Origin of the sequence: uncultured Campylobacter sp., from assembly GCF_938045465.1 — a bacterium.
GTDB lineage: Bacteria > Campylobacterota > Campylobacteria > Campylobacterales > Campylobacteraceae > Campylobacter_B.
In genome coordinates, this window is sequence record NZ_CALIBF010000003.1 from 1 (window position 1) to 25877 (window position 25877).

The window sequence follows — 25877 nt, forward strand, 5'->3', positions numbered from 1 at the left end:
GCGCGAGCTTTTGCGGGGTTCTGGATGTATCGATGTCGGCGCGGGCAGACACAGCCTCACACAGGATACAGGGCGCCGTGGTTTTATCGCACCGAAATACGAACTGTGCAGCCGTGCGAACTGCGATTACATCGTGAGCGTGCTCTTGAACGGCGCAGTTTGCTGCGATTTTGCAGCGCAAAATTCGACGAAATTTAGCAGCGATACATACTGCGGCTCTAACGAAAGTACTTACTCGCGGTATAGCTCTAGCGTGGGCGCTTGCTTACGATGCGTTGACGCGAACCGAGATGTCCACTCGCGCCGCGATCCCAGCGCGAACGATCGTTTGCGACGCAGCTCTAGCAGGAGCGATCGTTTGCAATCTAGTATGAACGGACGCTCGCAGCGCAACTTCAATGCAGGCATTTGCTTACAGCGCGTTGGCACGAAGCAGGACATCCATTTGTACTGCAAATTTGGCGCGAACCGAGACGCCTTTCTACGTTGCGGTTTTGATGCTTGTGGATTGAGCGCGCAGTTCAGCGCTCAAAAAGCCGTTTTTAGTACCTACCGCTCGCTGTTTTGCGATGCAAGTGGGCTAGGTAGCGAGCAAAATCCCGCTCTAGACACGTTTTGTGCAGTGCGGAATTTTTTAAATTTACATGTCGCGCGCGATTTTAAGAATTTTGGCTCTGTAAATTTGAAGAAATTTAACCTCGCCGCGCTACAATTTGCAAATTTAAAAAAGCAAATCCGCGCAGGCGAAGGTGCCGATAAGAGCGCCGAGCCGCGCAATTTGACGAATTTTGGGCACGAAACCCGTGTGCTGCGCAGACTAGGCTTTGAAAGTAAAATTCTCGCGCCGCGTAGATTTTACTTTGAGAGCGCGGCCGGCATACCGTGCGGATCTGGCCTCCGGCACAGAGGCTGCGAAGTCGCACAAAATTTTAAACGTTTCGCCCCCGATTTTGCAGAAAATTTTAAAGATTTTACTTGGAGCTTAGAAACGGAGCCTGCGCAAAATTTCAAAATTTCCGCTTTAAATTTTATACAAAATTTTTGGAATTCCGCTCGCGGCAGGGAAGCCGGGTCTATGCAAGGCTTCAGGAATTCGGGCCGAAATTTTGAGCCAAGCTTCTCGCAGAGCGTCAAAAATTACGACCGAAATCTTGAGCCGAAATTCCCGCAGAGCGCTAAAAATTCCAATCGAAATTTAGAGGCAGAGCCCGCGCGAGACTTTAAAAATCAAAATTCCACGCAGGATTTTTCACAAAATTGTAAAAGCTATGATAAAAATTCCACTCAGGCTTTTTCGCAAAGTGGCAGAAGCTACGAGCTAAATTCCAAACCGAGTTTCTCGCAAAACATTAAAAATTCCGAACGGAATTTCCCGCTAAGCTTCTTACAAAGCGCCAAGAATTCAGATCAAAGTCAAAACTCCAAACCCACTTCCGCGCAAAGCTTTAAAAATCAAAATTTCGCGTGGGATTTCTCACAAAACGGCGGAAGCGCCGAACCAAATTCTGTTCAGAACTTCTCGCAAAGCTCTAAAAATTCCGATCGGAATTCCAAAGCTAACTCCACGCAAAACCAAACCGAGCCTGTCTCGTCGCAGGAGCTCAAAAATTCCGAGCCCTGCCCGGCGCAGCGGCAAGAGCTAGGCTTTTACGCGCCTAAATTTAAAGACGAGCGCGCGAGGAATTTTTTCTCCCATCCGATGCGCGCCTTCGTTCTTTGCGCCTGCTTTTTTGCGGCGCTGGGCGCGCTTAGCTTCCTAGCACCCGATGCGCTGGCGATCGATTATGTCGGCGCTCATAAGTTTTACTTTCTATTTTTGGCGCCTTCGTGCATCTACGCGGCATTTTTGCTTACCGCGCTGCCCGATTGGACGAACTTCGAGGGCTCGCTAAAGCCCGTCTCGCTTGCCTTTGCCGCCTGCCTGATCGCGGCTTTTATCGCGAGCTTTTTAAACTTACGCGCGGCGGCGGCGATTACGGCGCTGTTTTGGGCGATATTTTTCATCTTTGCGGCGCGGCTTTTGTGGCTGGATAAAAACTCGAATAATTTTAGCATCCTGGCAGTCCTTGCGGCGTTTTGCGCCTGCTCTGCGGCCTACGGCGCGAGCGGAGATGAGAAGTTTTTGCTTAGCTTCGTGCATATCAACGTCGCGGCAATCGCCGTCGTAAGCTACCGCATAAGCGTCGTTATCGGCAACGAAGCGTTAAGAGAGGGCGGGCTGAAGGACGCCGTTTTTATTCCAAATTTTATCTACAAAAATTTAGCCGCTTTCCTCGCCTTCGCTTTGGCGCTCGCGAGCCCATTTTTAAGCGAGGCGACGTGCGGGTTTATCGCGCTTGGCATCGGATTTTTGTTTTTGGCGAAACTTCGCGAGCTGCACTACGCCGAAATTCTAAGCCGCCACTATATGGCGTTTTACTACGCGTTGCAGGCTGCGTGCGCGGCGGGCTATGCGTGGCTGGGCTGGGAGCTGATACGCGGGGGATACGCTGTCGCGCCGCTGCACGTCATCGCGATCTGCTATATGTATGGAGCGATACTTTTCGTAGGGATGATCGCCGGCCAGCGCCACAGCGGAATTTCGCCGCTAAACTTCCCGCGCCTAAGCCGCGCGGCGCTCGTTTTAGCTCTACTCGCGGGGGCTTTAAGAGCCGTTTTTGCGGGCGAGAGCTTTGTTTTATACGTGATGATCCCATCGGTGCTTTTCATCGCCGCGGTCGCGCTATATCTGATAAATTTCGTTCCGATCTTTCTGAAAAATCCTTTCAGCGCGGATCCGGATTGATAATCATCAAAGCGAGCTTGCTAAATTTTAGCTAAAATCGATCAAATTTCATTTCAAGGAGAACTTATGCAACATATCAAAAATATCGACGCCGCTAAGGCCGTAGAGCTTGCTTCGCTAGTCGAAGTATCCCCTCATAAGGTGATTTCGCGCACCCTCGCGCAAAATCCTGCGCTGAATATGACGCTTTTTGCCTTCGACGGCGGCGAGGAGATCAGCTCGCACAAATCCGACGGCGACGCGTTCGTTTACGTGCTTGAGGGCGAGGGCGATTTCACGATCGACGGGCAGAAGCACCGCGTAAAAGCGGGGCAAAGCATCGTAATGCCTGCGGGCTTGCCGCATGCGATCTCGGCACCCGCGCCGTTTAAGTGGTTTTTAGTGGTGGTTTTTTAGCCCCTAAGCTTAAGGGCGGGTCAAATTTTAAAATTTAGCCCGCCGCTTCATAAAATTTTATCCGAAATTCCATTTGCAGGGCCCTTCTGTCTGTTTCAGACCGTTCCCGCTCGCCCTCGCAAAATTTTAAAATTTAGAAACGTTTAAATTTTACTTTTACAGCGCTAAAAAATTTCGTCTGTTTTGCAAACCGTGCGGGAGCTAGAGATAACACATCGCGTTTGCGCGCCGTGCCGAGCCCCGAAATCGCACGCTTGAGCTCGCGCGTTAAATTTCAAAGCCGCGCCGGGCGCGCAATACATATCGGGCGAGTAGAGCAGACGGGCGCTGTAGCAGGGCAAACCCGCCGAGTGCGCAATACGCGCCTAGCTCACAGATCGAGAGTTAAATTTAAAGGCTGTGTCCGGCGCGAAATGCACACCAAGCCGGCCTAAATTTTAAAATTTAACTCTCGCTCGGGCTTAGCTCCTTGATGATGAGCTCTGGCGTGATCGTGCCGCGGAAGTTGTTTTTGCTAATCGTAAAGATCACGTCCACCCGCTCGCCGGCGCGCGGCAAAAAGTCGTAGTTGAAAAATAGCGCCTCGACGCTGCCGCCGTTTTTATCAAGCGCCATTTTGATATGCTTGCCCTCCTTGCCGATCTCTCTGATGTTGCGCGCGCGCGCGCCTTTGATACAAAAGAGCGGGCGCGGATTTTTCTGCCCGTACGGCTCGTAAAATTCTAAAATTTCAAGCAGCTCGAAGTCTATCTGCGACGCGTCCAGCTCGCCCAGCAGATCGTCTTGCGCGCTAAAATCGCTCAGATCCTTAGGCGTTATACGCTCATTTACGCGCCGCTTAAACTCCTGAAGTAGCGCAGGATCGATCCCCACGCCCGCAGCGCCCTTGTGTCCGCCGAAGGTCGTTAAAATTTCGCTTTGCGAAGAGATCAGCTCTAAAATGTCAAATTTACCGATGCTGCGCGCGCTTCCTTTGGCGCGCGAGTCGCTTACGCTAAAGACGATCGCGGGCTTTTTGTAGGTCTTGCTTAGGCGGCTTGCGACGATGCCGATGATCCCTTCGTGCCACTGCGGACCCCACACGACGATGACGTTGTCGCTCGGATCGACGCTTTTTACGATCTCGTCGTAAAGGCTTTTCTCCTCCTCTTTGCGCGAGTTGTTGATGGAATTTATCGTCTCTAGGTAGTGGTTTGCCTCTCTGATATTTTTGGCGCATAGGAAGTTATACGACATCGTCGCATCGTCCATCCGCCCCGTGCAGTTGATTAGCGGCGCGATCGTGTAGCTGATATCGTCAAATTCGAAGTGCTTTTTAAAATAATGCTCCTTAATCGCCTTGAAGCAGGCGCGGTTCGAGCTATTTAGCCGCTTGATGCCGAAGCGCAAAAGCGCGCGGTTCATATCGCGCAGCTCCATCATATCGGCGATTATGGCGATGATGAGGATATCCATCGAGCTTGCCATATCGTAGTTCACGCCGAGGGTTTCTTTTAGCGCTCCCACGAGATACCAGGCCACCTGCGCGCCGCAAATTTCGATATTCGGGAAGGTACAATCAGGCTGCTTCGGATTGATTATCGCATAAGCTCTAGGCAGCACGGGCGGAGGCATGTGGTGATCGGTGATGATGAGATCGATCCCTTTTTGGGCGCAAATTTCGGCGGCTTCCGTCGCGGAGGTGCCGTTATCTACGGTGATGATGAGATCAACGTCCTCAAGCTCGCCTATGATCTCGCTGTTTAGCCCGTATCCGTCGGTGAAGCGGTTTGGGATCTTGATAACGTAATCCGCGCCTATTTGATTGAAAAAATCGCTCATTATGACGGTGCTTACGATACCGTCGACGTCGTAATCGCCGACTACGGCTATGCGCTGGTTTTCTTCGATGGCAGTTTTTATGCGCAAAGCCGCCTTATAGGTATCTTTCAGATCGCAGGGTAAGGGAATTTCAGAAATTTTAGTATGCCGATCGTTCGCAAATCTCGATTTTAGAATTTCCCTTATCTCGTTTTTACCTAGCATTTTTTATGGATGCTTCGATAAAGCCCAAAATAGCGGGATTTGGGCGCACTAGACGGCTGGTAAATTCCGGGTGAAACTGCACGCCCAGAAAAAACGGATGGTTTTTTAGCTCGACCGCTTCGATAAGCCCGTCGCTCTCGCCGCAGACGATAAGACCGTGCTTTTCAAACTCGGCGCGGTACTTCGGATTGGCTTCGTAGCGGTGGCGGTGGCGCTCGCGGATGATTTTTTGCTCGCCGTAAATTTTACCCAAAAGCGAGCCCTTTTTGACGTCGCAGTCATAGCCGCCCAGCCGCATAGTACCGCCCATAGGGGATTTGTGCGTGCGGATCTGCTTTTTGCCGCTTGCGTCGATAAAGCTGTCGATGAGGTAGATCACCGGATCTTCGGTCTGCGGGTCAAATTCTGCAGAGTTGGCGTTCTTTAATTTTAAGACATTGCGCGCAAACTCCACCATCGCAAGCTGCATCCCCAAGCAGATACCCAAAAACGGCACCTTGCGCACCCGCGCGTAGTTTATGGCTAAAATTTTACCCTCTACCCCGCGCGAGCCGAAGCCGCCTGCGACCAAAATTCCGTTTACGTCGCGGAAAATTTCATCCACATTGCTTGCTTCAATTTTTTCGCTGTCGATCCACTTCAAATTTATCCGCGTATCAAGCGTGGCGCCCGCGTGGATGATCCCCTCGGTGAGGGATTTGTAGCTTTCTTTCAGATCGATATATTTGCCGACGAAGGCAATCGTGGTTTCGTTCGTAGGCACGATAACGCGCTTAACTAGGCTGTCCCAGTTGCTCATATCGACTTCGAGCTTGTTTAAGCTTAAAGTCTCCGCGATCGGCGTTAAAATATCCTGTTTCAAAAACGCAAGCGGGATCTGATAGATGCTCGCGCTATCGGGGCTTTCGATGACGCAGTTTTTATCCACGCCGCAGCTTAGCGCGATCTTGTCTTTAAGCGCGCGATTTAGCGGCATTTCGGAGCGGCAGATTATCATATCGGGGCTGATACCGATGCGGCGCAGCTCGCCTACGCTGTGCTGCGTGGGCTTGGTTTTGAGCTCGCCCGCTACCTTGATGAAAGGCACGAGCGTGAGGTGGATATTCATCGTATTTACCCTACCCAGCTCCACTCTCATCGCGCGGATCGCCTCTAAAAACGGCAGCCCCTCGATGTCGCCCACGGTGCCTCCGATCTCGACGATCAGCACGTCGTTGCCCTCGCCCGCCTTTTTTATACGGCGCACGATCTCGCCTACGATGTGAGGGATCACCTGGATCGTCTTGCCCAGATAATCGCCCCTGCGCTCCTTTTCGATGACGGAGCTGTAAACTTTGCCCGTGGTGAAGTTGTTGTCTTGGCTTAAATTTTCATCCAAGAATCGCTCGTAGTGCCCCAAATCCAGATCGGTCTCCGCGCCGTCGTCGGTGACGAAAACCTCTCCGTGCTCCAGCGGGCTCATGGTGCCCGGATCGACGTTGATATAAGGATCCGCCTTTAGGATGCGCACCTTTTGCCCCGCGTGCTTTAAAAGCGTCGCGATCGACGCCGCCGCAATGCCCTTACCCAGCGAGCTCAGAACGCCCCCCGTCACGAAAATATATTTCGTTTGCTTTGCCATAGGTTTTCCTAAATTTTGATATTAATATTGCAATTATAACTTTTTTTAGGTTAAATCACACTAAGCTAGAATTTGAAAATTTTAAGAATTTACGGCAAAATATATGGTTGAATAAATTTTATTTAAAAGGAGATGACGATGAAAAAGATCATCGCGGCTTTAGTAGTCATTTTAGCGTTGATCGCGGGCGTATTTTTTGCAACCAAAGACGCAAAATCGGGCGTTGCAAAAACCATAAACGACGGTATTACCAAAACCGTCGACGGCGCGGTGGGTAAGAGCGCCGGTGCGGCGATTGAGCAGCAGATTGCGGAATTTATTGCTAGAAACGATATTTTTGAGACTACGAGCGCCAAATTTTACCCGGGCGATAGCAACTCAAGCGGCTTTATCGAAGGCGTAGTAAAAAAAGAGAAACTACAAAAAAGCCTTGCTGAAGGCTTTAACAAGCTAAAGGAAAAAGCAGGCGCGCAAGATAGCAACGATACGGACGAGCCGGATCCTGCTAAAATTTTCCCGGAAGATTTTGCTTTTCGCTATGACTACACTATTAAGCATAGCGTAAAAAACGCTGCGGATGGATTTGAGAGCGACGGAATTTTAACGATTAAGACGCCATATTACGCGGAGCCTTGCAAGAAGCTGTTTAAGACTGACGCGCCGCTTAGTACGCATCTAAACTACGGGCCTACTGAGGTTAAATTTAGCGCAAAGCTAGCCGATATAAATGTGCTCGAAGATGGTGAAATAGGACGTCTTGCAGGCCTTAGCCTAAACGGCACGAGCGATATGAGCGGCAAAACGATAAAAGCCTTGGGCTTTAAAATCGGTGAAATTTTTATAGACGACGGCAAGGATTCGGGTCTTGATATAAAGGATCTTATCTATGAGGCAAACTTTAAAAACGGTATCCAAGATCTAGACGATAATATAACCAAGCTCTTTTTGAATGACATAGATTTTGCAGGCAGCACAAAAGAGCTCGTCGTAACTGTAGATAAGCAGCGCTTCGTCGTAGTTACGGATATGAGCACGGAAGGTAGCTACCGCGTAAAAGATGGAATTTTAAATTTCAACGAAAGTGATAAAGCCCAAAGCCTAAAAATCGCCGATGTGCTAGTGCGAAACATCCATTTAGGCGTCGATACCAGCTTTAGCGCCGCACTTTTCGAAAAATATCTGTCTGTTATCTCAAATCCGCAAGAAGGCGAAAAATTAGCGGAAAATAAAGAGCTTTTTATGAAGTTGTTAAAAGATGATATGAAAATCAACGTGAGTGATTTTTCGTTTGAAAATAGCCTCGGCAAGAAATTTGCTTTTAACGCAAGCGCGCTAGTAGGCGGCTACATCGACGAGACGCAGCTTTTTAAGCGCATGAGCTTGGACGGCAAAGCTACGATAAATACGACCATCACGGACTTCCTATCGCCTTATGACAGCCTGCGCGATTTTGCGCCGATGGCGGAAGTTTACGGCTCGCAGTTTCTTAAGCCTGATGGAGATGGGGTTAAGATGGAGTTTAGCTTCGATAAGGCAAGCAACTCTATGATCTTAAACGGAAAGCCCATCCCGCTACCGCACAATTAAATTTTAAAGCTTTGCGGGTAAATTTTAAATCTACCCGCAAAGCTCTTTTTGTTTCTTACTTTTTCGGCGCAAAATTTCGCAAAGCTTTGCGTAAATTTTTACCTGCAGAATTTCGTGCCGCTACCATAAAATTTCGCTCAAATTTTACCGCATCGTTTCCGCCCGCTTCGTTAAATTTTAAAATCTATAAGCCAAAATAATGACAGATAGACTTAAGCAATTTTGGCTATAATGCGCGATTTTGCAGCGCAGCTAGCGTAAATTTAAAAGACGGCGGATTTGAGGCATTTATTATGCCGCCTCTTTTGACGACGTATTTTATATTGGGAAACTAACGCTAAATTTGCATTTTTAAATTTCAAGGAACGATATGAAAGTAATCAAACGCAACGGCAGAACCGAGGAACTTGACGTAAGCAAGATCAAAAAATATACGAGCGAGGCAGTGGAGGGGCTGGAAAACGTAAGCCTTAGCGAGCTTGAGGTAGACGCAAAGATCCAGTTTCGCGATATGATCACCACGGAGGAGATCCAACAAACCCTCATCAAAACCGCGGTCGAAAAGATCGACGTGGACCGCCCGAACTGGACCTTTGTCGCCGCGCGGTTATTTTTATACGATCTATATCACAAAGTAACGGGCTTTAGCGGCTACAACAGTCTAAAAGATTACTTCGCTCGCGGCGAGGCGGCGGGCCGCATAATGCTCGGGCTTAAGGAAAAATACGATCTAGAGGATCTAAATTCTTACTTGCAGCCGCAGCGCGATTTGCAGTTTAACTACCTAGGCATCAAAACGCTTTACGATCGCTACCTCATCAAGGATAAAAGCGGCGCGCCGATCGAGCTTCCGCAGCAGATGTTTATGGCGATCGCGATGTTCCTTGCGCAAAACGAGCTTGATTGCCAGAGCTGGGCGAAGAAATTTTACGATCTCATATCTAAATTTGAAGTCATGCTCGCGACCCCTACGCTCTCAAACGCCCGCACGACGCGACATCAGCTAAGCAGCTGCTACGTGGGAAGCACGCCCGATAATATCGAGGGGATTTTCGATAGCTACAAGGAGATGGCGCTTCTGAGCAAATTCGGCGGCGGTATCGGCTGGGACTGGTGCAAGGTGCGCGCAATGGGCGGCAGCATCGACGGACATAAAAACGCCGCGGGCGGCATCATCCCATTTTTAAAGATCACGAACGACATCGCCGTCGCCGTCGATCAGCTGGGCACGCGCAAGGGCGCTATCGCCGTGTATATCGAGCCGTGGCATATGGACGTGAGCGACTTCCTTGATCTGCGCAAAAACTCGGGCGAGGAGAGGCGCCGCGCGCATGAAATTTTCCCCGCGCTGTGGATAAACGATCTGTTTATGAAAAGACTTCAAAGCGGCGAGAAGTGGACGCTCTTCGATCCTGCAGAGGTAAGCGATCTAAGCGATCTATATGGCGCGGAATTTGAAGCGCGCTACGAGCAGTACGAGGCCGACGATAAAATTTCAAAATCTACCATCCTGGCAAAGGAGCTTTGGAAGAAAATTTTAACGAGCTATTTTGAGACCGGAATGCCCTTTTTATGCTTCAAAGATAACGCCAACCGCATCAACCCAAACGCGCATCAAGGCTTAATCAGGAGCTCAAATTTATGCACCGAGATCTTTCAAAACACGGCGCCGAACCACTACAAAATCAAAGTCGTATTTGCCGACGGCGACGAGAAGCTGTTTGAGGAAAACGAAGATGTGGCGACCGACGCGGGCATCGTAAAAAAGGCGAAAAAGATCACCGCGCTAGACACGCTGGGCGGCAAAGAAATTTTTATCGTAGAAAAGGGCTGCAGCGAGGGCGCGACGGCAGTTTGTAACCTCGCAAGCGTAAATTTAAGCAAAATCAACAGCCGCGAGGAGATAGCTCGCGTGATGCCGATCGCCGTGCGGATGCTCGATAACGTCATCGATCTAAATTTTTACCCGCACGCCAAGGTCAAACACACCAATCTAAAAACGCGCGCGATAGGGCTCGGCGTAATGGGCGAGGCGCAGATGCTGGCCGAGCGCGGCGTGAAGTGGGGCAGCTACGAGCACTTCGAGCTGATCGATAGGATAATGGAAAACGTGAGCTTTAACGCGATCAAAGCAAGTTCAAATTTAGCCGTAGAAAAGGGCAGATACCCTGATTTCGCGGGCTCGAAGTGGAGCGAAGGAATTTTCCCGATCGATTTAGCGAACGAGAGCGCCAAAGCGCTCGTTAAGCGCGGCGGGCTTTTTGAGCAGAGCAGCTGCGACTGGGACGGGCTGCGCGAGAAAGTAAAGCGCGACGGCATGCGAAACGGCTACCTGATGGCGATCGCGCCGACATCGAGTATCAGCATACTCGTAGGCACCACGCAGACGATCGAGCCGGTGTATAAGCGCAAATGGTTCGAGCACAATCTAAGCGGCATGATCCCGGTCGTCGTGCCGAATTTAAGCCCGAAAACGTGGCAGGCGTACGTGCCTGCGTACGAGCTCGATCAGCGCCTGCTAGTAAAGGCGGGCGCCATCCGCCAAAAATGGATCGACCAAGGTCAGAGCCTAAATATCTTCATGAGCCTGGATAAGGCAAGCGGCGGTTATCTGAGCGAAATTTACACGCTCGCGTGGCAGCTGGGGCTAAAATCGACCTACTACCTGCGCTCCGAAAGCCCAGATAGCGAGAAGCTAAACAACGTCGCAGACCGCTCAATCGAGTGCGAAGGGTGTCAGTAAAATTTTGAAAGATTTTGGAATTTTTTAAGAGCCGCTATAAAATTTTTGTAAAATTTGAGCGGCTCAGGTCGATAGCAAAGCGAAAGCGCTTATTAAAGAATTCTTTGCCTTTCGAAGTAGTTTGATTTAATAACGGACGAGCAAAAAAGCGCAGCCTTCGCAAGAACCAAATTGTTTCAACGGCGCTCGCTCAAATTTAAAGCGTAGATTATTCCACCTGCCCGAGCTTTTTAAGATAGGCAAAAATTTTAGCGATCTCGATCATTTTGTTTAGACTTTCGAGCAGTTTTGCGCTTTGCGAGCTCGGCGCAGATTTGAAAATTTCGCTATTTTCAACGCCGATTACGAGGCTGTTTTCGCCCAGATAAAGCTCGGTTTTACCGAACAAATTTAGAGTGATCGTCTGCATATTTTCTAAAATTTTTTTGTTCTGCAAAAATGCGGCGGCGGCGGGGTTGTTTAGATATACGTCAAACGACGCGCTTAAATGGGGGCTATCTTTGAGCAGCTTCAGATCCGATGCGCCGAATATAAATTCTCCGCGCGGCACAACTAAAATTTTACTATCGAAAGTCTCGCTAAAATCGAATTTTGCAAAAAGTCCGTCGAAAATCGCAGTATCGTCCTTTTTTTTAAGATGCAAAATTTTATCCAGCTCAAATACCCGATTTTCTCTGTTTTTATCGAAATCGCGGCTTAGGCAGATGTCGCCGATTTTTATACCAAATTCGGGCGTCTTGCCCACTATCGCGTGCTTGCAAGTGCATAGATTTGCCTCTTTACGGAGCGGATTTTTGTAAATTTCATCGAGTAAAAACGCGCCAAAAGGCTGAAAGGTAAGACGCAGCTCCTTTGCGATCCAAAGCAAAAATTCGTTTTTGAAGGCCTCTTCACTGAGCGCTTCAAATTTACGCGAAATACGCACGGCTAGGTATTTGTAAGCAGGATAAGCAAGAGCCAGCAACACTAATAAAAATAGGAACGAGAAATCTCCGAAATCCTTGCGCATAGCGATAAATAGCGCCAGTACTACTACCACCACGCTGCCACGCGCCTTCCAAAGCGCCACATTGCGCGCTCCATCTAGTTTTTGCTTTTTTAATTCGTAAGAAACAAGGCTCATCGCTATCCCCGTGAGTGAAATTTGACGCTCATTATAGCGAAAAATGGGATTAAATCAAGCCATATGATAAGCGTGTCGCTATTTATAAGGCGGGTTTTTATAATAGCTCAAAAGCATAGAAATCGCCGTCTTTTTCTCTACATTTTACAATATCGCCCTGTTTGAATTCTAAAATTTCATCCAGTTCGGATTCAAATTTCGTCGTATCGGTAATTTTAAAAATATATTGCGCGATTTGAACAGCCTTTACCGGGCGCCATACATTAATATCTTCATTCAAAATTTTTATAAAAATTTCTTTATCGATCGCGCTTGCCGTATTAAACCTTTCTGCCCGGTTATCTAAAATTCTTTCTGCCTAGCCACAATTTAAGATATTTTAATACGGGTCTTAAATAATCATTAGTAGCATTGGCTTTAAAGGTGCTTACGTCTGATTCGATCAAATACCAGCTATATCCGTCATCCTTTAAAATATTCATTTTGCGATGTTTGGCCTCAGCGTTTGCATCTGGTATCTCTATATCCAGCATTTTATTTGCAATATTCATCTGTACCGATAGGTTAGGGCTTAGATCATATATGAAGCGGTTAAGATCCTTGATGATATGGGTATTATATACATCATCGATCATCTCGGCTCTTCTCTTCCTAAAAATTTCCTCTTCTATTGGGACTCCGTCAATAAGCTTTCCATAATGATCTTCATCGATTGCGGCCTCTTCTTAAGACGCGGTAAAGCATCTAAAATATTCCCCGTACATCCCAAATTTCCAATTCGTAGGTATCGTTTCATCTATTATTTGAAAATATTCAGCACCAAATTGACTCCAATACCAAATTCCTTCATACGGTAATATACAATAATGCATCTCCTCATTTATGTATTGAATGCCATAAACAAAATAGGTTCTATTTAATCCCAGATACTCATGCCTATCTTCTTTTATACATTTTACAATCATTTTTAATCGTCCTTAAATTTGAAATCATCTACGGCCTCTATGATAGGCGGTTCGTTTTTATCGTCTATTATATTATTTTTAACAAGTTCTGTAAAAAATTCTTTATTTTTGGATTTGTCGATTGTCTCTTTTATAGCATTAAAGGATAATTTTAAATTATTTAAATTGCCATCTATAATGCAAAAACCGTTTTTCTCGCACAATGATATTATGCCCCTTAATACGGCCTCGTACTCGGATCTAAAATCGATACGAAATGTAACGGACTCTATTATATTATTAGCATCAAAAAGTACCTCTAAGCGATTGCCGTTTTCGCTTTCGTATAGATCAATTTCGTTAGACCAAGATTTTTCGGGCTTTAATAGATGCGAAATTTCAGAAAATATCTCTTTTTTGATCTTTGCTTTTTTCCAATACTTATCGTCTTCAAAGAGCTTTATATTGCTACATTGCCGGTCGTATTGCAGATCGTATGTATCGCTTTTAGGTAGAATAAAAAACTCACATTGCCAAATTGCCATATCTCTTTCCTTAAATATTTTCATTTAAAATTTTAAAAGTAATACACATAGCAGCCTCGGTCATCGTATATATCAAATAAAATCGAAAATTTCTCTTTATTGTTTACGGCTAACTGAACTCTAATGTTCAAAGAGGGCTCTTTTGCCAGCTCAAAATTAAAATGGCGCAGCAGTATGGATCTCAAAAAATTTGGCTCAAGCGCCTTTTCTTTTATAAAAATAACGCCCGCTCTGGCACCGTTTTTATAAGGCTTGGCTTTTGTGTATTGCCCCTTCATATTTTTAAGAAGATATTCTTCTATTTTCTCATCTCTTTCCCAAAAAAGAATTTTATAAACTATGCTATCTAAGTGGCTTGCCTTTGAAATTAAAAACATAACTAGCCTAATTTTGGCCTCTACATCGATATTTTCAAAATCTATTCTCGATCCGGCTATGCCCCTTTTATTTCTGCTTATTTTTCTAAATTCTATATCGAAATTAGTGGGGTCTATAATGCTTTTTATCATTGCCGCCACCCTTCAAAGCCCTTTTGCTGCGTGATATTATGCAAATTCTTCTTAAAATTTCTTGTCATTACTCGCCAAATTTCATCCAAGCGGCGGCGTATTCTTGTGTTTCATCTCTAAAATATTTGCTAATTATATTATATTCGTCTTCTTTCGCAATATTTACAATTGTCTCAACAAAGCCGGTGCAAAACGCCGTGCCGATATATTCGTCTTCGCTTGCCGCTCCCTTTTCCACAAAATCGAAAATTTCATTTCTTGTCTTTTCGTCCAAATCATCAAAAATTTTAATCGTAGTTTCTGCAAAAGATGCAAGCAGCCACAATAAGCTAGGTATGTACTCCATATCGAAAGGAAATATCTGTTCTTGGTAGGCGTTAAAATACGCCCTGTTTTTCTCTATAAAGAAATAGATATATTCCTCATATTTGCCCAAATCAGTCTCTATTAAGCGCATTTGCCAATCCTTATAAATTTTTACCCTTATAAAATTCCATTATAATACTTTTCTCCAAAATTTTATAGCGCTTTTTATCTCCTTTTCAAAATGTTTGAATGGTATATAAATTTCATCTTGTTCATAGAGTTTTAACTTTTTATATTTCTTGGAATGCGTAATTCTTGTAATGTCTTCATAATTTTTTTGCAAAAAATCTATGATTATTTTTACCTCATCTCTGCTAAATTGTTTCGCTCGCGCCCGCCGCATAGGCGGTGCAAGTGCTTGAATGAACATATCCTCTATAACCTCCTCATCGCCGAAGCGCTCGTAAAAATCAATAAAATCCAGGATATAATACCTGAAAGCATAGTCATTAAAGACACTCAAATCTCCCGATAAAAGTTTGATCGTGCTATGGTCTAAATCGCACAGATCTTTACCGCACAGATCTTGCTCGACAAGCTCATCCTTTTGTACAGGATTTGTTATAATTTCCGGCTTTTGCAGTTTAAGCCGCGCCTTTAGCGCCTTTATTCTATTCGATAAGTTCATTTTGTTCTTCTTTTTAGAAAGCGTAAAATTTGAGCCCAGCTTATAATACTCTTTTACTCTTATCAGATATATCAAATACAGGATCAATCCTATGATAAGTAGTGGTTGCATAATGACGGATTGGGTTGTGGCTACGACATAGACTTTCCCTCCGCGATAACCGCCCTCCGTCAATAGCTTATGAAAATTTAAAGACGATAGAATAATAAAAAATATCGTCATTACAATTCTTACCGGTTTCATGGTTTTAAATTATCCTTATATGAAATTCCAAGGACGGTTTGTCGCCTTTTATCCAATCAAAGTCCAAGAATTTCATCGATAAATACGTCTCGCTCAAGATTCAAATTTATCCATCTAGGCAGTATATGTCGTTGTCCAAATCCACATTATTATCTGCTAATAGTTTCAGTAAATTTGCATTATAATATAGACCGGGCAAGCTATTATAACTGTAAACTAAGACTCTTAGCAGCTTTTTCACGCTTTGTAATTTTATACTCCTCGCGACATTTATATCTGCTAAAAATTTTCTAATTAGATCTCCCGCAAAAGGTATATCATAAAATTTTTCCTCTATGCTAAAGCCAAAATTTCTGTATTTTAAAATAGAACCTTTTAGTTTCAAATCTCCTTTTTGCCAGACTTTTGTTGCAGATATGCCGTTGCTGCTTATTGTTTCGGATAGATCCCTATCGCTTTCGATCGATAGTATTAAAACTACTTTGTTGCCTTTCAAAGCTACTCCTAAAATCTTTTATATCCCATCTACGCACATATTGTCATTTAGTTTGACACACATTTTATATTTATCAGAATATGAGCAAAACCAGCATATTCTGCATTGGAAGCTAAAATTTTCATTTGGACACCCGCCCGGGGCTAATGACCGGGCAGTATGCAAAATCATCTCCGTTTCTGGCGCGATAATTAGTGATATATTCGATCGCCACTTCGAATGCATTGTCATCTTCCTCTTCGGTACACCAGTTGTCATATGTGATTATGGGCTCATTACCGTTTAGGCGATATACGTCTCCTCCTAGGATAATCATACCTTTGCCTCTTGTGATTTTTAGCACCTCCATTACATCGTCAAATCTCCAAGCAATATCATAAATTCCGTACTCTTCCCTTAAACGTATACCGCGCTCTAGTAGATCCTGCGGTACGATATTTACGTAATCTTCATCTATAAACGCCGCGCCATCTTCTTCAACTGACATAATCTCTCCTTCCATTAAAATTTAATTTATTGCAAAGACTTTTCTATATCGTTTATTAGGCGATGAAGCGTTTCGAGACGACTAGAACTCGGATTATTTTGGTTCAAAATTCTAAAATATCACTATACTTTATCGTATTTGCATCGCGCTCGTCAAAAGATGGAGGTATATATTTTTCGTTCATCTTAATGATTTTTGCGATATAGCTCTCGCTTATGCCGTTTTTGGTTTTATGTAATATATACGTAAAAGGGCTTTTAGACGATATCATTGCTCTTTCTGTAAAACTGACATAATAGGTTTTAACTAACCTAATAACTAACTGAATTATTCTAAAACAATTATAACATAAAAAGAAACAAAAATAATCAAAATTACTAAAAGCCATAGATATCGGTATTTAAAGGAAGTAAAAGAGATTTAAAAGAAGTGATTAAAGCTTTAAAATAGCTTAAATGGTGGAGTTAAGCGGGATCGAACCGCCGACCTCTTGAATGCCATTCAAGCGCTCTCCCAGCTGAGCTATAACCCCAATAAAGATTTTGTAATTTTACATTATTTTACTTACAAAATTTTTAAATTCAGGCGCTGTGACAAAATTTTCTTCGCAAAAGCCGCTATAAAATGAAATTTTAAGCTTGCATTGGGTAATATTTCATTTCTTTGCGCGGGAATAGCTCAGTGGTAGAGCGCAACCTTGCCATGGTTGATGTCGCGAGTTCGACTCTCGTTTCCCGCTCCATTTTACATTCTGTTTTGTATTAAACGTGCCCGGATGGCGGAATCGGTAGACGCAAGGGACTTAAAATCCCTCGGAATTTTTTCCGTGCCGGTTCAAGTCCGGCTCCGGGCACCACCTAATAAGCCGGCGCGGCGACATAGCCAAGTGGTAAGGCATGAGCCTGCAAAGCTTTGATCCCCGGTTCGAATCCGGGTGTCGCCTCCAGATCCTAAAAAGGAGTTATTATGAGATACATACTAGCGGCTCTTTTGGCATTGATGGTTTTTAGCGGGTGCTCTAATACTTGGCACGGCGTAAAAGAGGATTCGCACAACGCGGCTCAATGGACCAAAGAAAAGGTTCACAACGGCGCCGAGTGGGTCGGAGAAAAAACCGAATAAATTGCGCGCGCAGGTCTTGATCTGCGCGAACTTTCGGCGGGGTCTACCCGCCCTTAATCGGGAGATGGCTGAGCGGTCGAAAGCGGCGGTCTTGAAAACCGTTGAGGTGAAAGCCTCCTGGGGTTCGAATCCCTATCTCCCGGCCATTTTAATCTAATCCGAAATTCCATTTTAACTTCAAAATTTCACATTTTATTTATACTAATTTTCATTTAATGCTCTTTAGGCTAAAATTTTATCCTGTAGCAAACGGCAGTTTAGGGCGGCGCGTTTATAATCGGAGCACCAAAACGTCATGCGGCGAAGAAGCCAAGATTGTGCGTCAATGGCTTGTTTGATTAATCCGTGCTAAAACAGTGCGTAACGAGAATAGGGCGATGTAAAATTTAAATGGTTTGTCTGTTTTGCAATAAAAGCGACTGTGAAAGATAATTGCAAAATTTAGCTATGGAATTTCAAAGTCTGGCAGCCCGCCGCGCGAGGCGCAAAATTTTAAAATTTACCGACTCGCGCTTTTTAAATTTAGACTGGGTGCAAGTAAATTTCAAAATTTATCTTGCGCGAGCGCGCCGCCGTACTGCCGTGCCGTCGCGCAGATAAATATCAATGCATTTGCCGATTTGGGCGATGCACAAAATGAGAGCAGCTGCTCGGTATGGGGCCAGAGCCGGTAAGCTTGCGAAGCGGACCGGGGTTGGCACAGCAAACAGGCGAGCAGCCAAGTTAAAAGTAAGCAAGCCTAAGAGATATCGCAGACTGACGGGTCGAAGCGAGCAAATCTAAAAAATAGCGCAGAATAGCGCAGGCGGGCAGCTTGATAAGGCGAAAGAGAAAAGTCTGCAAAAATATCTGCGAGCGAATTTTACTAGAAAATTGAAAGGCTTAAATGCGAAAAATTTTACTATTTTTACTGCTTTGTGCAGGGGCTTTTGCGCTTGAGTGGGACGAAGCCGTCCTGCGAGGATCGCTGCCAAACGGGCTTAAATACTATATTTTAGAAAATTCCGTGCCTAAAAATTCCGCCGTTTTCTATCTGATCGTGGATGCGGGCTCGATCGACGAGGACCCTAATGAGCGCGGGCTTGTGCACTTTATCGAGCATATGTCCTTTAACGGAAGTCGCGATTTTAGCAAAAACGAGCTTATCAAAAAGCTACAGAGCCTGGGCGTGAAATTCGGCGCCGACGTAAATGCGCAGACGGGCTACGACAGCACGATCTACACGCTTAACATTGCCGTTAGCGAAGAAAATTTAAAGGACGTTTTTAAAATTTTTGCTTCGATTGCGGACGGAGTGGAGTTTAATCCGCTAGAGCTCGTAAAAGAAAGAGGCGTCATAATCGAGGAGGTGCGTAGCCGCGATACGCCGATCGCGAGGCTTTACGAGCGGATGGATGAGGAGCTTTACGGCGGCAGCGCGTATTTTGATCGCGCGCCGATCGGCGATATGGCGGTCGTAAAATCCGTAAGCGCGCAGCGAATCAAGGAGCTTTATCAAAAAATTTACCAGCCCAGGTCTATGAAATTTATAGCCGTGGGCGATTTTAAAAGGGATAAAATTTTAAAACTGCTAGAGCAAAATTTTTCGCCTCTTAAAAATACAAACTCCTACGCCCGCCCGGATATGGGCATTCCGCCTAGACAGGGTTTGAAAATTTACAATTACGATACGAACGAAACGTCGCTAAATTCCGTCAAAATTTCGTTTTGGGAGGAATTTGCGCCCCCAAGTAGCGAGGAGAATGCGAGAAAAATTTTAAAAAGCGAGCTTATCTCAAGCCTCATCTCTACGATTTATGAGAGGGCAAAAGCTAGCGAAGGCGCGCTGCTGCGAGTTAATTTTTCCAGGTCGAATTTACAGTTTCAAAAAACGATCTATAGCTTTGACGTCGCCGTTTTGGGCGGAGATTTTGACGGCGCGATCTCGCAGGCGCTCGGGCTAATCAAAGGCTTGCGAGATAGCGGCTTTGATGCGCGCGATTTCGCCCTTGCGAAGGATGCTTTGATCAGCTCGCGGCACAGCGTCTTTGAGCGCAAAAAAAGCGCGAATTCCGCGTTTTTTGCAAGAGAGATTCTTCATGCCGTAAAATCAGGAGCCATCCTGCCTAGCGCCGCAAAACAGCGGGATTTGGACATAAAGCTGCTGCGCGAGATCAGCCTAGAGGAGCTAAATTTAGAATTTAGGCGCCTTACGGATCTAAGCGAGGTGCACGCAAGCGTCTTTAGCGGCTCCGGATATAATCTGGACGAGGCTAAATTTAAAAAGCTGCAAAGCGGCGCTAAGGCGATAAATACGCATGTCGCGCATAAAAAGCTGCCGGGTAGCTTGCTTTCTAAAAACCTGCCTGAGGGCAAAATTTTAAGCAAGAGCTTTGAGCCGCGATTTAAATTTTATACCTACCTGCTTGAAAATAACGCGACCGTGATCTTAAAGCCGCTTAAGACGCGCAAGGATTTCATCTCGTTTGCTGCGGTAAGCAGAGGCGGAATGTCCAATCTGGCGCATCCAGGGCTCGGCAGTTTTGCCGCAATGCTTGCAAACGAAAGCGGTGCGGGCGAGTTTAACAATTATGAAATTTCGCAAATTTTAAGCGGGCGGCAGGTGAATTACCGCAAAAATATCTCCGCATTCTCTCACGGATTTTACGGAAGCTGCGGCTCGCAGGATCTAAAATGGCTGCTGGAAGCGATAAACTTAGAGCTTAGCTCTCCGCGCACGGACGAGAAAGCGCTGCAAAATTTAAAGATAAAATCGCTCGACGAGCTTGCGCGAAACGAGAAGCTGCCCGGGTATAAATTTAGCAGGGAATTTAGCGAGTTTTTTTACGGCGGCAATGAGCGAATGCGCCCTCTAAGCGCCGCGCAGATCAAAGCGCTTAACGCAGATGAGCTAAAAAAGATCGTCTATGATAAATTTAGCAACGCCGCATCCTACACCTTCGTACTTAGCGGCGATTTTGAGTTAAAAGACGCCGAAGCCCTCATAAAAAAGTATCTGGCGAACCTGCCCGCTCGCGGCGAACGCGAGGATTTTAAAGACGACGGAATTCGCAGCTTAAGCGGACGGCACGTTTTTATGCGCAACTATCAAAACTCCCCTAGAAGCGACGTCGCGCTTACCGCGATAAACAGATCCGCTCCGCACTCGCTTGAAAATGCAATTAAAATTTCAGCCCTAGCTTCGGTGCTTCAGGAGGCCCTTAGAGAGCGTATCAGAGAGGATGAGGGGCGCACTTACGGCTTTTCGGTCGCTTCGAGCCTAAGCCGCATCCCGTACGAGCACTCTAGCCTTCATATTTCGTTTTCCTGCGCGCCGCAAAATACGGATCAAATTTTATCCGCAATCAGGGAAATTTTTGCAGAGATCGCAGGCGGCGGATCGGACGTAGCGCGACATCTTGAAAATTTTAAAAAATCTCAGATCATCACGGCTCGTACCGCTCGCGAAAGCCCCGAGTTTTGGAATGACGCGCTCGTAAAATACGCGCTTTGGGATGAGGAGATCGCCGATTTTAAGACCTTTGAAACGATCGTAAATTCCATCTCGCCGAAGGATATCGCGGAGGCGGCGCAGACATATATTTTTGACACCGATGAAACCGTGAGGATAAATGCGCCGAAATTTTAGCAGGCTGGACGCATCTAAATTTTGCTCGTTAAATTTATTTGGCGCGTTTAAATTAACGGCGCTTGCACGGCAAATTTCAGCGCCGTAAATTTACGTGCTTTAAAAATATACCCAAGAATAAAACTCAATTAAACCCATCTGTGCCGTGCATAGATTTTAGATAAATTTTATTGTAGAATGAAATTACTTTACTGATATATCGCTATTTTGTTACATTTTTTCTATTGATTGCATAAGTCGTATAATTGTTATCACTTTTATTGAAATTTAAAATATTATTGGCTAAATTTTCTCAGTCTTAATTTTTATTTTCAAAAAAAGGAGAAAAAATGATTGTCGGTTTTTGGGCCTGTAAGCCATGTAAAAGCGGCGCAGGCCGCAATTATTCCGCTTCCGTAAAAGGCGAGAAATCCACTCAAAATCGCTGCGGGGAGGGGCTTGCACGCTCCTTAATAGTCGCGGCGTGCCTTTGCAGTCTAAGCATCGCGCAGGATTCGTCTGAAAATAACGCAACAAGAAGCGTTTCTACCAAAGAAAACCCAGGCGCGCAGAGCTCCGCTGCGGCGATAAATAGTTATAAATTTCCCGAAATAGTCGTCGTCGGCAACATCGACTCGAGCCTGACGAGCGTCGGCGATAGCTACGGCGGTACGCAAAAGATAAGCAGGACGATGATCGAGTCGATGCCTAGCGGCAACGGCGACTTCGTGCAGCTTTTGCGCACCAATCCAAACGTGCAATTCAGCTCCACGAACCGCCAGAGCACGACGCTCGGCGAGATCAGCCCCGCAAACATAAGCATCAACGGCGCGAAGTATTGGCAAAATAACTTTATGCTCGACGGCGCGAATATGAATAATGATCTCGATCCCGCTAGAAATCCCGGCGGCAATCCTACGCGCTTCTCGGCGTTTGATACGATGAATTCCGTCTCGCAAGGTATGGCGATCGATAGCGATTTTTTACGAAGCGTAGAGGTGCACGATAGCGGCGTCTCGGCAAAATACGGCGGATTTACCGGCGGCGTAGTGGAGGCTAAGACGCGAGATCCGCGCGCGGGCTTTCACGGCAAGTTTTCGATGCAGCACACCGAGGATAGCTGGACTAGATACCATATCTACGGCGATGAACAGAGCTTTGAAAACTCCGCTACGCCGCTAAATCAGCCGAGATTTGATAAGTGGATCACGAGATTAAATTTAGAGGGCACCGTTACCGAAGATCTGGGCTTGATGTTCGGCTACACCAACACTAGAAGTAAAATTCCGCTCAAGGCCTATGACAGAAGATACAACGCCGATACGACCATCACCGAGCGAGTTCAGAGGCGAAATATTGACAACTACTTTCTAAAAGCGCTTTGGTATGCAAGTGACCGCCTAACTATAACGCCTAGCGTAACTTACGCGCCCGAGCGAAACAAGATGTTTAACGACCACGTCAAAGACTCCTACGCCGATATGAAATCGGGCGGTTTAAATTTAGCGCTTAAAACCGACTACGATGGCGATTTTGCTAGATTTAATCAAATTTTATCCTACAGCAAGCTGGAGAGTTCGCGTGATGCCGAGAATGAATATTACAGGGCTTGGCAATACTCAAACGTAAAGAATTGGGGCAGTAAAATTTTATCTGCCGCAGCGATAGAGGGTGGCTTTGGGGATCTCGATCAGACTCAAAAGAGCCTTTCATACAACGCGGATCTGGAGTTTAACGAATTTGATCTCGGCGGCAGCAAGCATAGATTTATCACAGGCTTTGAGTTTAAAAAGCAAGAGGCTAAATTTAACGTAAAAAAAGAGTTTATGACCGCTGGCGGAATAGCACCGCTACCTGCGGGTGTAAATGCTTGCGATCCGAATGACGAGCTCTGCTCGATAGACGATTCTTTTGCGAGGCGTGGTAGAATCGGCCAGTTTTTTACGCGAAAAAGCTATTACAAGGGCAATACTAAGGTAGATATGAAGAGCTTGGCGGTTTATCTGGAGGATGAGATAAAAATCGGTGATCTTACTTTGCGACCGGGCGTAAGACTAAATAGGGATGATTATATGAAGCAAACGACTGCGGCGCCGAGATTTAACAGCTACTACGATATTTTCGGCGACGGCGATTCGATTCTTAGCTTCGGTGCAAACCGCTACTACGGACGCAATCTCTTTACCTACAAATTAAGAGAGGGGCGAGAGGGGCTCGCCACTACCTACACGCGCCCGCGCAATGCCTATACGCAAAACTGGACGCAACTGCCAAAAGACCCGTCTCTAACTAAATTTAACGAGCTAAAGGTACCTTATGAGGATGAGCTGGTATTTGGGGCAAAGCAAAAGCTTGGGAATTTTGAGTTTTTCGGCAAATATGTAAGCCGCAAGGGCAGGGATCAGATCATCAAATCTACGCGAAGAGATCTAGGTCTAGCGCCGAATCCGAACTACCAAAACAACTATCAAACCTTTACTAATGACGGCAGAAGCGAAAATAAAATTTTAACCTTCGGCGTTAAAACGATCGATGATTATGAGGCCTTCGGTACGCTAAATGGCTTTGAGCTAGGCTTTGAACACATCAAGATGAAAACGAACAACACCCTTTACGACATATCGCTTGATAGAGAAACGCTTGAAGATGAAAAGATCGTCGAATATGACAGCAGGCTGATGAGGCTATCGGAGCTGCCGGCGCAGGACTACGCTAGGCCTTGGACGGCGAGCCTAAATATCATCACGAAAATTCCAAGCTACGGCATCAGCGTAAATAACTTCCTCTCGTTTAAAGGCTCGCAAGAAGCGATCGCTCGCACGGGCAGGACGCCTGCGGGCAAGTATCCTGCCAGATATGACAAATACGAAAAGGTAAATCTCGGCAAAAGCTACAGCTGGGATGCGCGCATCGGATACGCCAAAAAGATGGCGGGCGAGGTGGAATTTTTTACGAATTTAGACATCTACAACGTCCTAAATAAGCGCAACAAAGCAAGGCTTAGCAGCGATACCTCGCTCGATCTGGTCTATGAGGCGGGCAGGCAGTTTTGGCTGGAAGCGGGCATTCGGTGGTAGCATAAGCTAAATTTGCGGAGCTTTTAAAATTTCACGGCTCCGCAAAATTTCGTGAAATTTTTTAAAATTTAGGGCATTTTGCGAAATTTCAAATTTCACGCCATGCTCCTTAAAATTTCGTACCGCGCTGTAAAATTTTTAGCGTGCGCATCGTATGATTTAACGTGCACGCCGTAAAATTTTAACGTATGCGAAATTATAAAATTTACGCACAAATTTAACTTGCAACTAATTTAAGGAGCCGAAACGGCTTTTTAAATTTTAACGCCGATATCGCTTAATAGGCTCTTTCATTGAAATATCACAAACTGCTTTTGAAATTTTGACGGGCTGATCTGCCGCTCTTTCAGCATGTAGCGGCAAACTCTTTCAAAATCCGTTTCGCTCATCATAAAACTGATAAATTCGCCCTTGCCGTCGTAGATGATCAAAGTATCGATCGCACGGAAGCTAAATTTCCCCTCCGTGATCTTTGAAAAAATCAGTTTGGCGATGAAAAACGGCAAAACCAATGCCGCCGCGCTCATCATAAAAATTATAAATCCTCTAAAGCTTTGTAAAAATCCGGCAAACGCAACGCTTATCGCGATGAACGAAAACACAATGTCTGCGGAATTTCTAGCCGGCACGATATGTCCGAATAGCGGCGTGGCGGTGAGCTTTATGAGCGATATCTCATCAAATTTTATAGATTTCGTGATTTTGCCTTTATTGACGTAGTTGATGCTCCTATTCGTCAAATGAACAAAGCGCGTATGGGCGCTGTTGAGATAGGACACGACGGCGAATGCTACGGAAAAAAAACGGCGTATAGTATGGAAAAATATCCCCTATATACAGAAACACCGGTACCGCCAAGGGAGCGAAGAATAGATTATAAATAAAGAATACTATTATGTTGTAGTCTTTTACGACGAGGGGGTTATTATCAAATTTCGGCGGATTTCGGCGCTCGGCACTTTGTTTGGACTGCGGCGGCTGCAGCTTTTGCGATTTTTGCAGCTCGTCTTTTAAATTTCGCATTAAATTTGTTCTCCCTTTAAATTCGTCGCTAGCGGCTCAGGCATTTTTGTGGCACTAAATTACCGACCTCGTCGCACGCCTTAGCAATGCAATCCCAAGCAGAGCCTGTTTGCGTCCTTTCAAAATTTTATTTAGTTCAAATTTATCAGTACCGTGTACGCTTGCCGCACCGCCGCATGAAATTTCGAGGCCTCATGGCTCGAAATCAAAACAGTAAAACTCATCCGCCTCGCTCCAAAGCTCCTCTAGCGAGCGCCCGCCTCTTTTTCATATTCTTTAAAATAAGCGGGCAATCAAAATAGATGATTATCGCATACTCTCTGCTACGCAGACGTAGGCTTGGTCATCCATCCTATAATAATTCATTTTAATTGTGTCGGCTCCACGTTTTTGAATGAATAATTTTAGCATTTGTCCACTTTGGGTCATTCAAGTATTTACGACAGAATAGCAATGTATAATGCTGGATTTTATAATCCTTTTTCTCATGAAAATATGAGTTTAAGTTGATATAAAATTCCTGCAGCAATAACGTTTCCAGTAATTCCTT

19 protein-coding genes and 5 tRNA genes are annotated in these 25877 nt (G+C 45.5%); 11 read left to right on the top strand and 13 right to left on the bottom strand.

The genetic code is table 11. The features are described 5' to 3' along the window. Both Q0413_RS00050 and Q0413_RS00055 read left to right on the top strand, forming a co-directional pair. A partial coding sequence (locus Q0413_RS00050) for an NnrS family protein (RefSeq protein ID WP_298986026.1) occupies positions 1 to 2785 on the top strand: 2785 nt, incomplete at its 5' end. 66 nt (positions 2786 to 2851) lie between these two features. After that, complete coding sequence (locus tag Q0413_RS00055; RefSeq protein WP_297881549.1) at positions 2852 to 3181, top strand: cupin domain-containing protein; 330 nt, start codon at positions 2852 to 2854, stop codon at positions 3179 to 3181. Between the two features lie 444 nt (positions 3182 to 3625). On the opposite strand, the gene recJ is transcribed toward Q0413_RS00055, so the two are convergent. Further along, positions 3626 to 5206, bottom strand: a complete 1581-nt coding sequence (gene recJ / locus Q0413_RS00060; protein WP_298986028.1) for a single-stranded-DNA-specific exonuclease RecJ — start codon at positions 5204 to 5206, stop codon at positions 3626 to 3628. Then, positions 5196 to 6827 (bottom strand): CTP synthase, encoded by a 1632-nt coding sequence (locus Q0413_RS00065; protein WP_298986030.1) that lies wholly within the window; start codon positions 6825 to 6827, stop codon positions 5196 to 5198. The genes recJ and Q0413_RS00065 overlap by 11 nt, the downstream gene beginning before the upstream one ends. A 138-nt stretch (positions 6828 to 6965) precedes the next feature. Between Q0413_RS00065 and Q0413_RS00070 the strand changes: the two genes are divergently transcribed. Both Q0413_RS00070 and Q0413_RS00075 read left to right on the top strand, forming a co-directional pair. Then, positions 6966 to 8414, top strand: a complete 1449-nt coding sequence (locus Q0413_RS00070) for a DUF945 family protein (protein WP_298986033.1) — start codon at positions 6966 to 6968, stop codon at positions 8412 to 8414. A 370-nt stretch (positions 8415 to 8784) separates the two neighbouring features. Continuing rightward, positions 8785 to 11157 carry a ribonucleoside-diphosphate reductase subunit alpha gene (locus Q0413_RS00075; RefSeq protein ID WP_298986036.1) on the top strand — a complete coding sequence of 791 codons (2373 nt, stop codon included), beginning with the start codon at positions 8785 to 8787 and terminating at the stop codon, positions 11155 to 11157. A gap of 208 nt (positions 11158 to 11365) precedes the next feature. Here Q0413_RS00075 and Q0413_RS00080 read toward each other — a convergent pair whose 3' ends face one another. The 10 genes from Q0413_RS00080 to Q0413_RS00125 all read right to left on the bottom strand — a co-directional run bounded on the left by Q0413_RS00080 (position 11366) and on the right by Q0413_RS00125 (position 17030). Further along, entirely contained in the window at positions 11366 to 12280 is a 915-nt protein-coding gene (locus tag Q0413_RS00080) for a DUF3137 domain-containing protein (RefSeq protein ID WP_298986039.1), read from the bottom strand. Between the two features lie 338 nt (positions 12281 to 12618). Further along, on the bottom strand, positions 12619 to 12915 hold the full coding sequence (locus Q0413_RS00085) for a hypothetical protein (RefSeq protein ID WP_298986042.1): 297 nt from the start codon (positions 12913 to 12915) through the stop codon (positions 12619 to 12621). A 332-nt stretch (positions 12916 to 13247) separates the two neighbouring features. Then, positions 13248 to 13769: a hypothetical protein gene (locus tag Q0413_RS00090; protein ID WP_298986044.1), complete on the bottom strand. Its 522-nt coding sequence runs from the start codon at positions 13767 to 13769 to the stop codon at positions 13248 to 13250. A gap of 32 nt (positions 13770 to 13801) precedes the next feature. Further along, the gene (locus tag Q0413_RS00095; RefSeq protein ID WP_298986046.1) at positions 13802 to 14278 is read right to left on the bottom strand and encodes a hypothetical protein; all 477 of its coding nucleotides are present in this window, start codon (positions 14276 to 14278) and stop codon (positions 13802 to 13804) included. Positions 14279 to 14345: 67 nt separating this feature from the next. Beyond that, positions 14346 to 14735, bottom strand: coding sequence for a hypothetical protein (locus Q0413_RS00100; protein WP_298986048.1), 390 nt, complete (start codon positions 14733 to 14735; stop codon positions 14346 to 14348). A 39-nt stretch (positions 14736 to 14774) separates the two neighbouring features. Beyond that, on the bottom strand, positions 14775 to 15515 hold the full coding sequence (locus Q0413_RS00105) for a hypothetical protein (RefSeq protein ID WP_298986050.1): 741 nt from the start codon (positions 15513 to 15515) through the stop codon (positions 14775 to 14777). 106 nt (positions 15516 to 15621) lie between these two features. Further along, on the bottom strand, positions 15622 to 16011 hold the full coding sequence (locus Q0413_RS00110) for a hypothetical protein (RefSeq protein WP_298986052.1): 390 nt from the start codon (positions 16009 to 16011) through the stop codon (positions 15622 to 15624). A gap of 121 nt (positions 16012 to 16132) precedes the next feature. Continuing rightward, positions 16133 to 16498, bottom strand: coding sequence for an Imm40 family immunity protein (gene imm40, locus Q0413_RS00115; protein ID WP_298986054.1), 366 nt, complete (start codon positions 16496 to 16498; stop codon positions 16133 to 16135). A gap of 103 nt (positions 16499 to 16601) precedes the next feature. Further along, positions 16602 to 16769: a hypothetical protein gene (locus tag Q0413_RS00120; RefSeq protein ID WP_298029106.1), complete on the bottom strand. Its 168-nt coding sequence runs from the start codon at positions 16767 to 16769 to the stop codon at positions 16602 to 16604. 185 nt (positions 16770 to 16954) lie between these two features. Next, positions 16955 to 17030: transfer RNA gene (locus Q0413_RS00125), tRNA-Ala, on the bottom strand. 135 nt (positions 17031 to 17165) lie between these two features. Here Q0413_RS00125 and Q0413_RS00130 point away from each other — a divergent pair. The 7 genes from Q0413_RS00130 to Q0413_RS00160 all read left to right on the top strand — a co-directional run bounded on the left by Q0413_RS00130 (position 17166) and on the right by Q0413_RS00160 (position 24304). Beyond that, a tRNA-Gly gene (locus tag Q0413_RS00130) sits at positions 17166 to 17240 on the top strand. A gap of 27 nt (positions 17241 to 17267) precedes the next feature. Further along, positions 17268 to 17354: transfer RNA gene (locus tag Q0413_RS00135), tRNA-Leu, on the top strand. A gap of 16 nt (positions 17355 to 17370) precedes the next feature. Next, positions 17371 to 17444 (top strand) — tRNA-Cys (locus tag Q0413_RS00140). Positions 17445 to 17464: 20 nt separating this feature from the next. Next, on the top strand, positions 17465 to 17620 hold the full coding sequence (locus Q0413_RS00145) for a hypothetical protein (protein ID WP_177387338.1): 156 nt from the start codon (positions 17465 to 17467) through the stop codon (positions 17618 to 17620). Between the two features lie 58 nt (positions 17621 to 17678). Continuing rightward, a tRNA-Ser gene (locus tag Q0413_RS00150) sits at positions 17679 to 17766 on the top strand. 740 nt (positions 17767 to 18506) lie between these two features. Then, positions 18507 to 21248, top strand: a complete 2742-nt coding sequence (locus Q0413_RS00155; protein WP_298986056.1) for a pitrilysin family protein — start codon at positions 18507 to 18509, stop codon at positions 21246 to 21248. 329 nt (positions 21249 to 21577) lie between these two features. Continuing rightward, a complete protein-coding gene (locus Q0413_RS00160; RefSeq protein WP_298986058.1) occupies positions 21578 to 24304 on the top strand; it encodes a TonB-dependent receptor plug domain-containing protein in 2727 nt (908 codons plus the stop codon). A gap of 290 nt (positions 24305 to 24594) precedes the next feature. On the opposite strand, the gene Q0413_RS00165 is transcribed toward Q0413_RS00160, so the two are convergent. Continuing rightward, a complete protein-coding gene (locus tag Q0413_RS00165; RefSeq protein WP_298986060.1) occupies positions 24595 to 25044 on the bottom strand; it encodes a hypothetical protein in 450 nt (149 codons plus the stop codon). Positions 25045 to 25877: the final 833 nt, after the last annotated feature.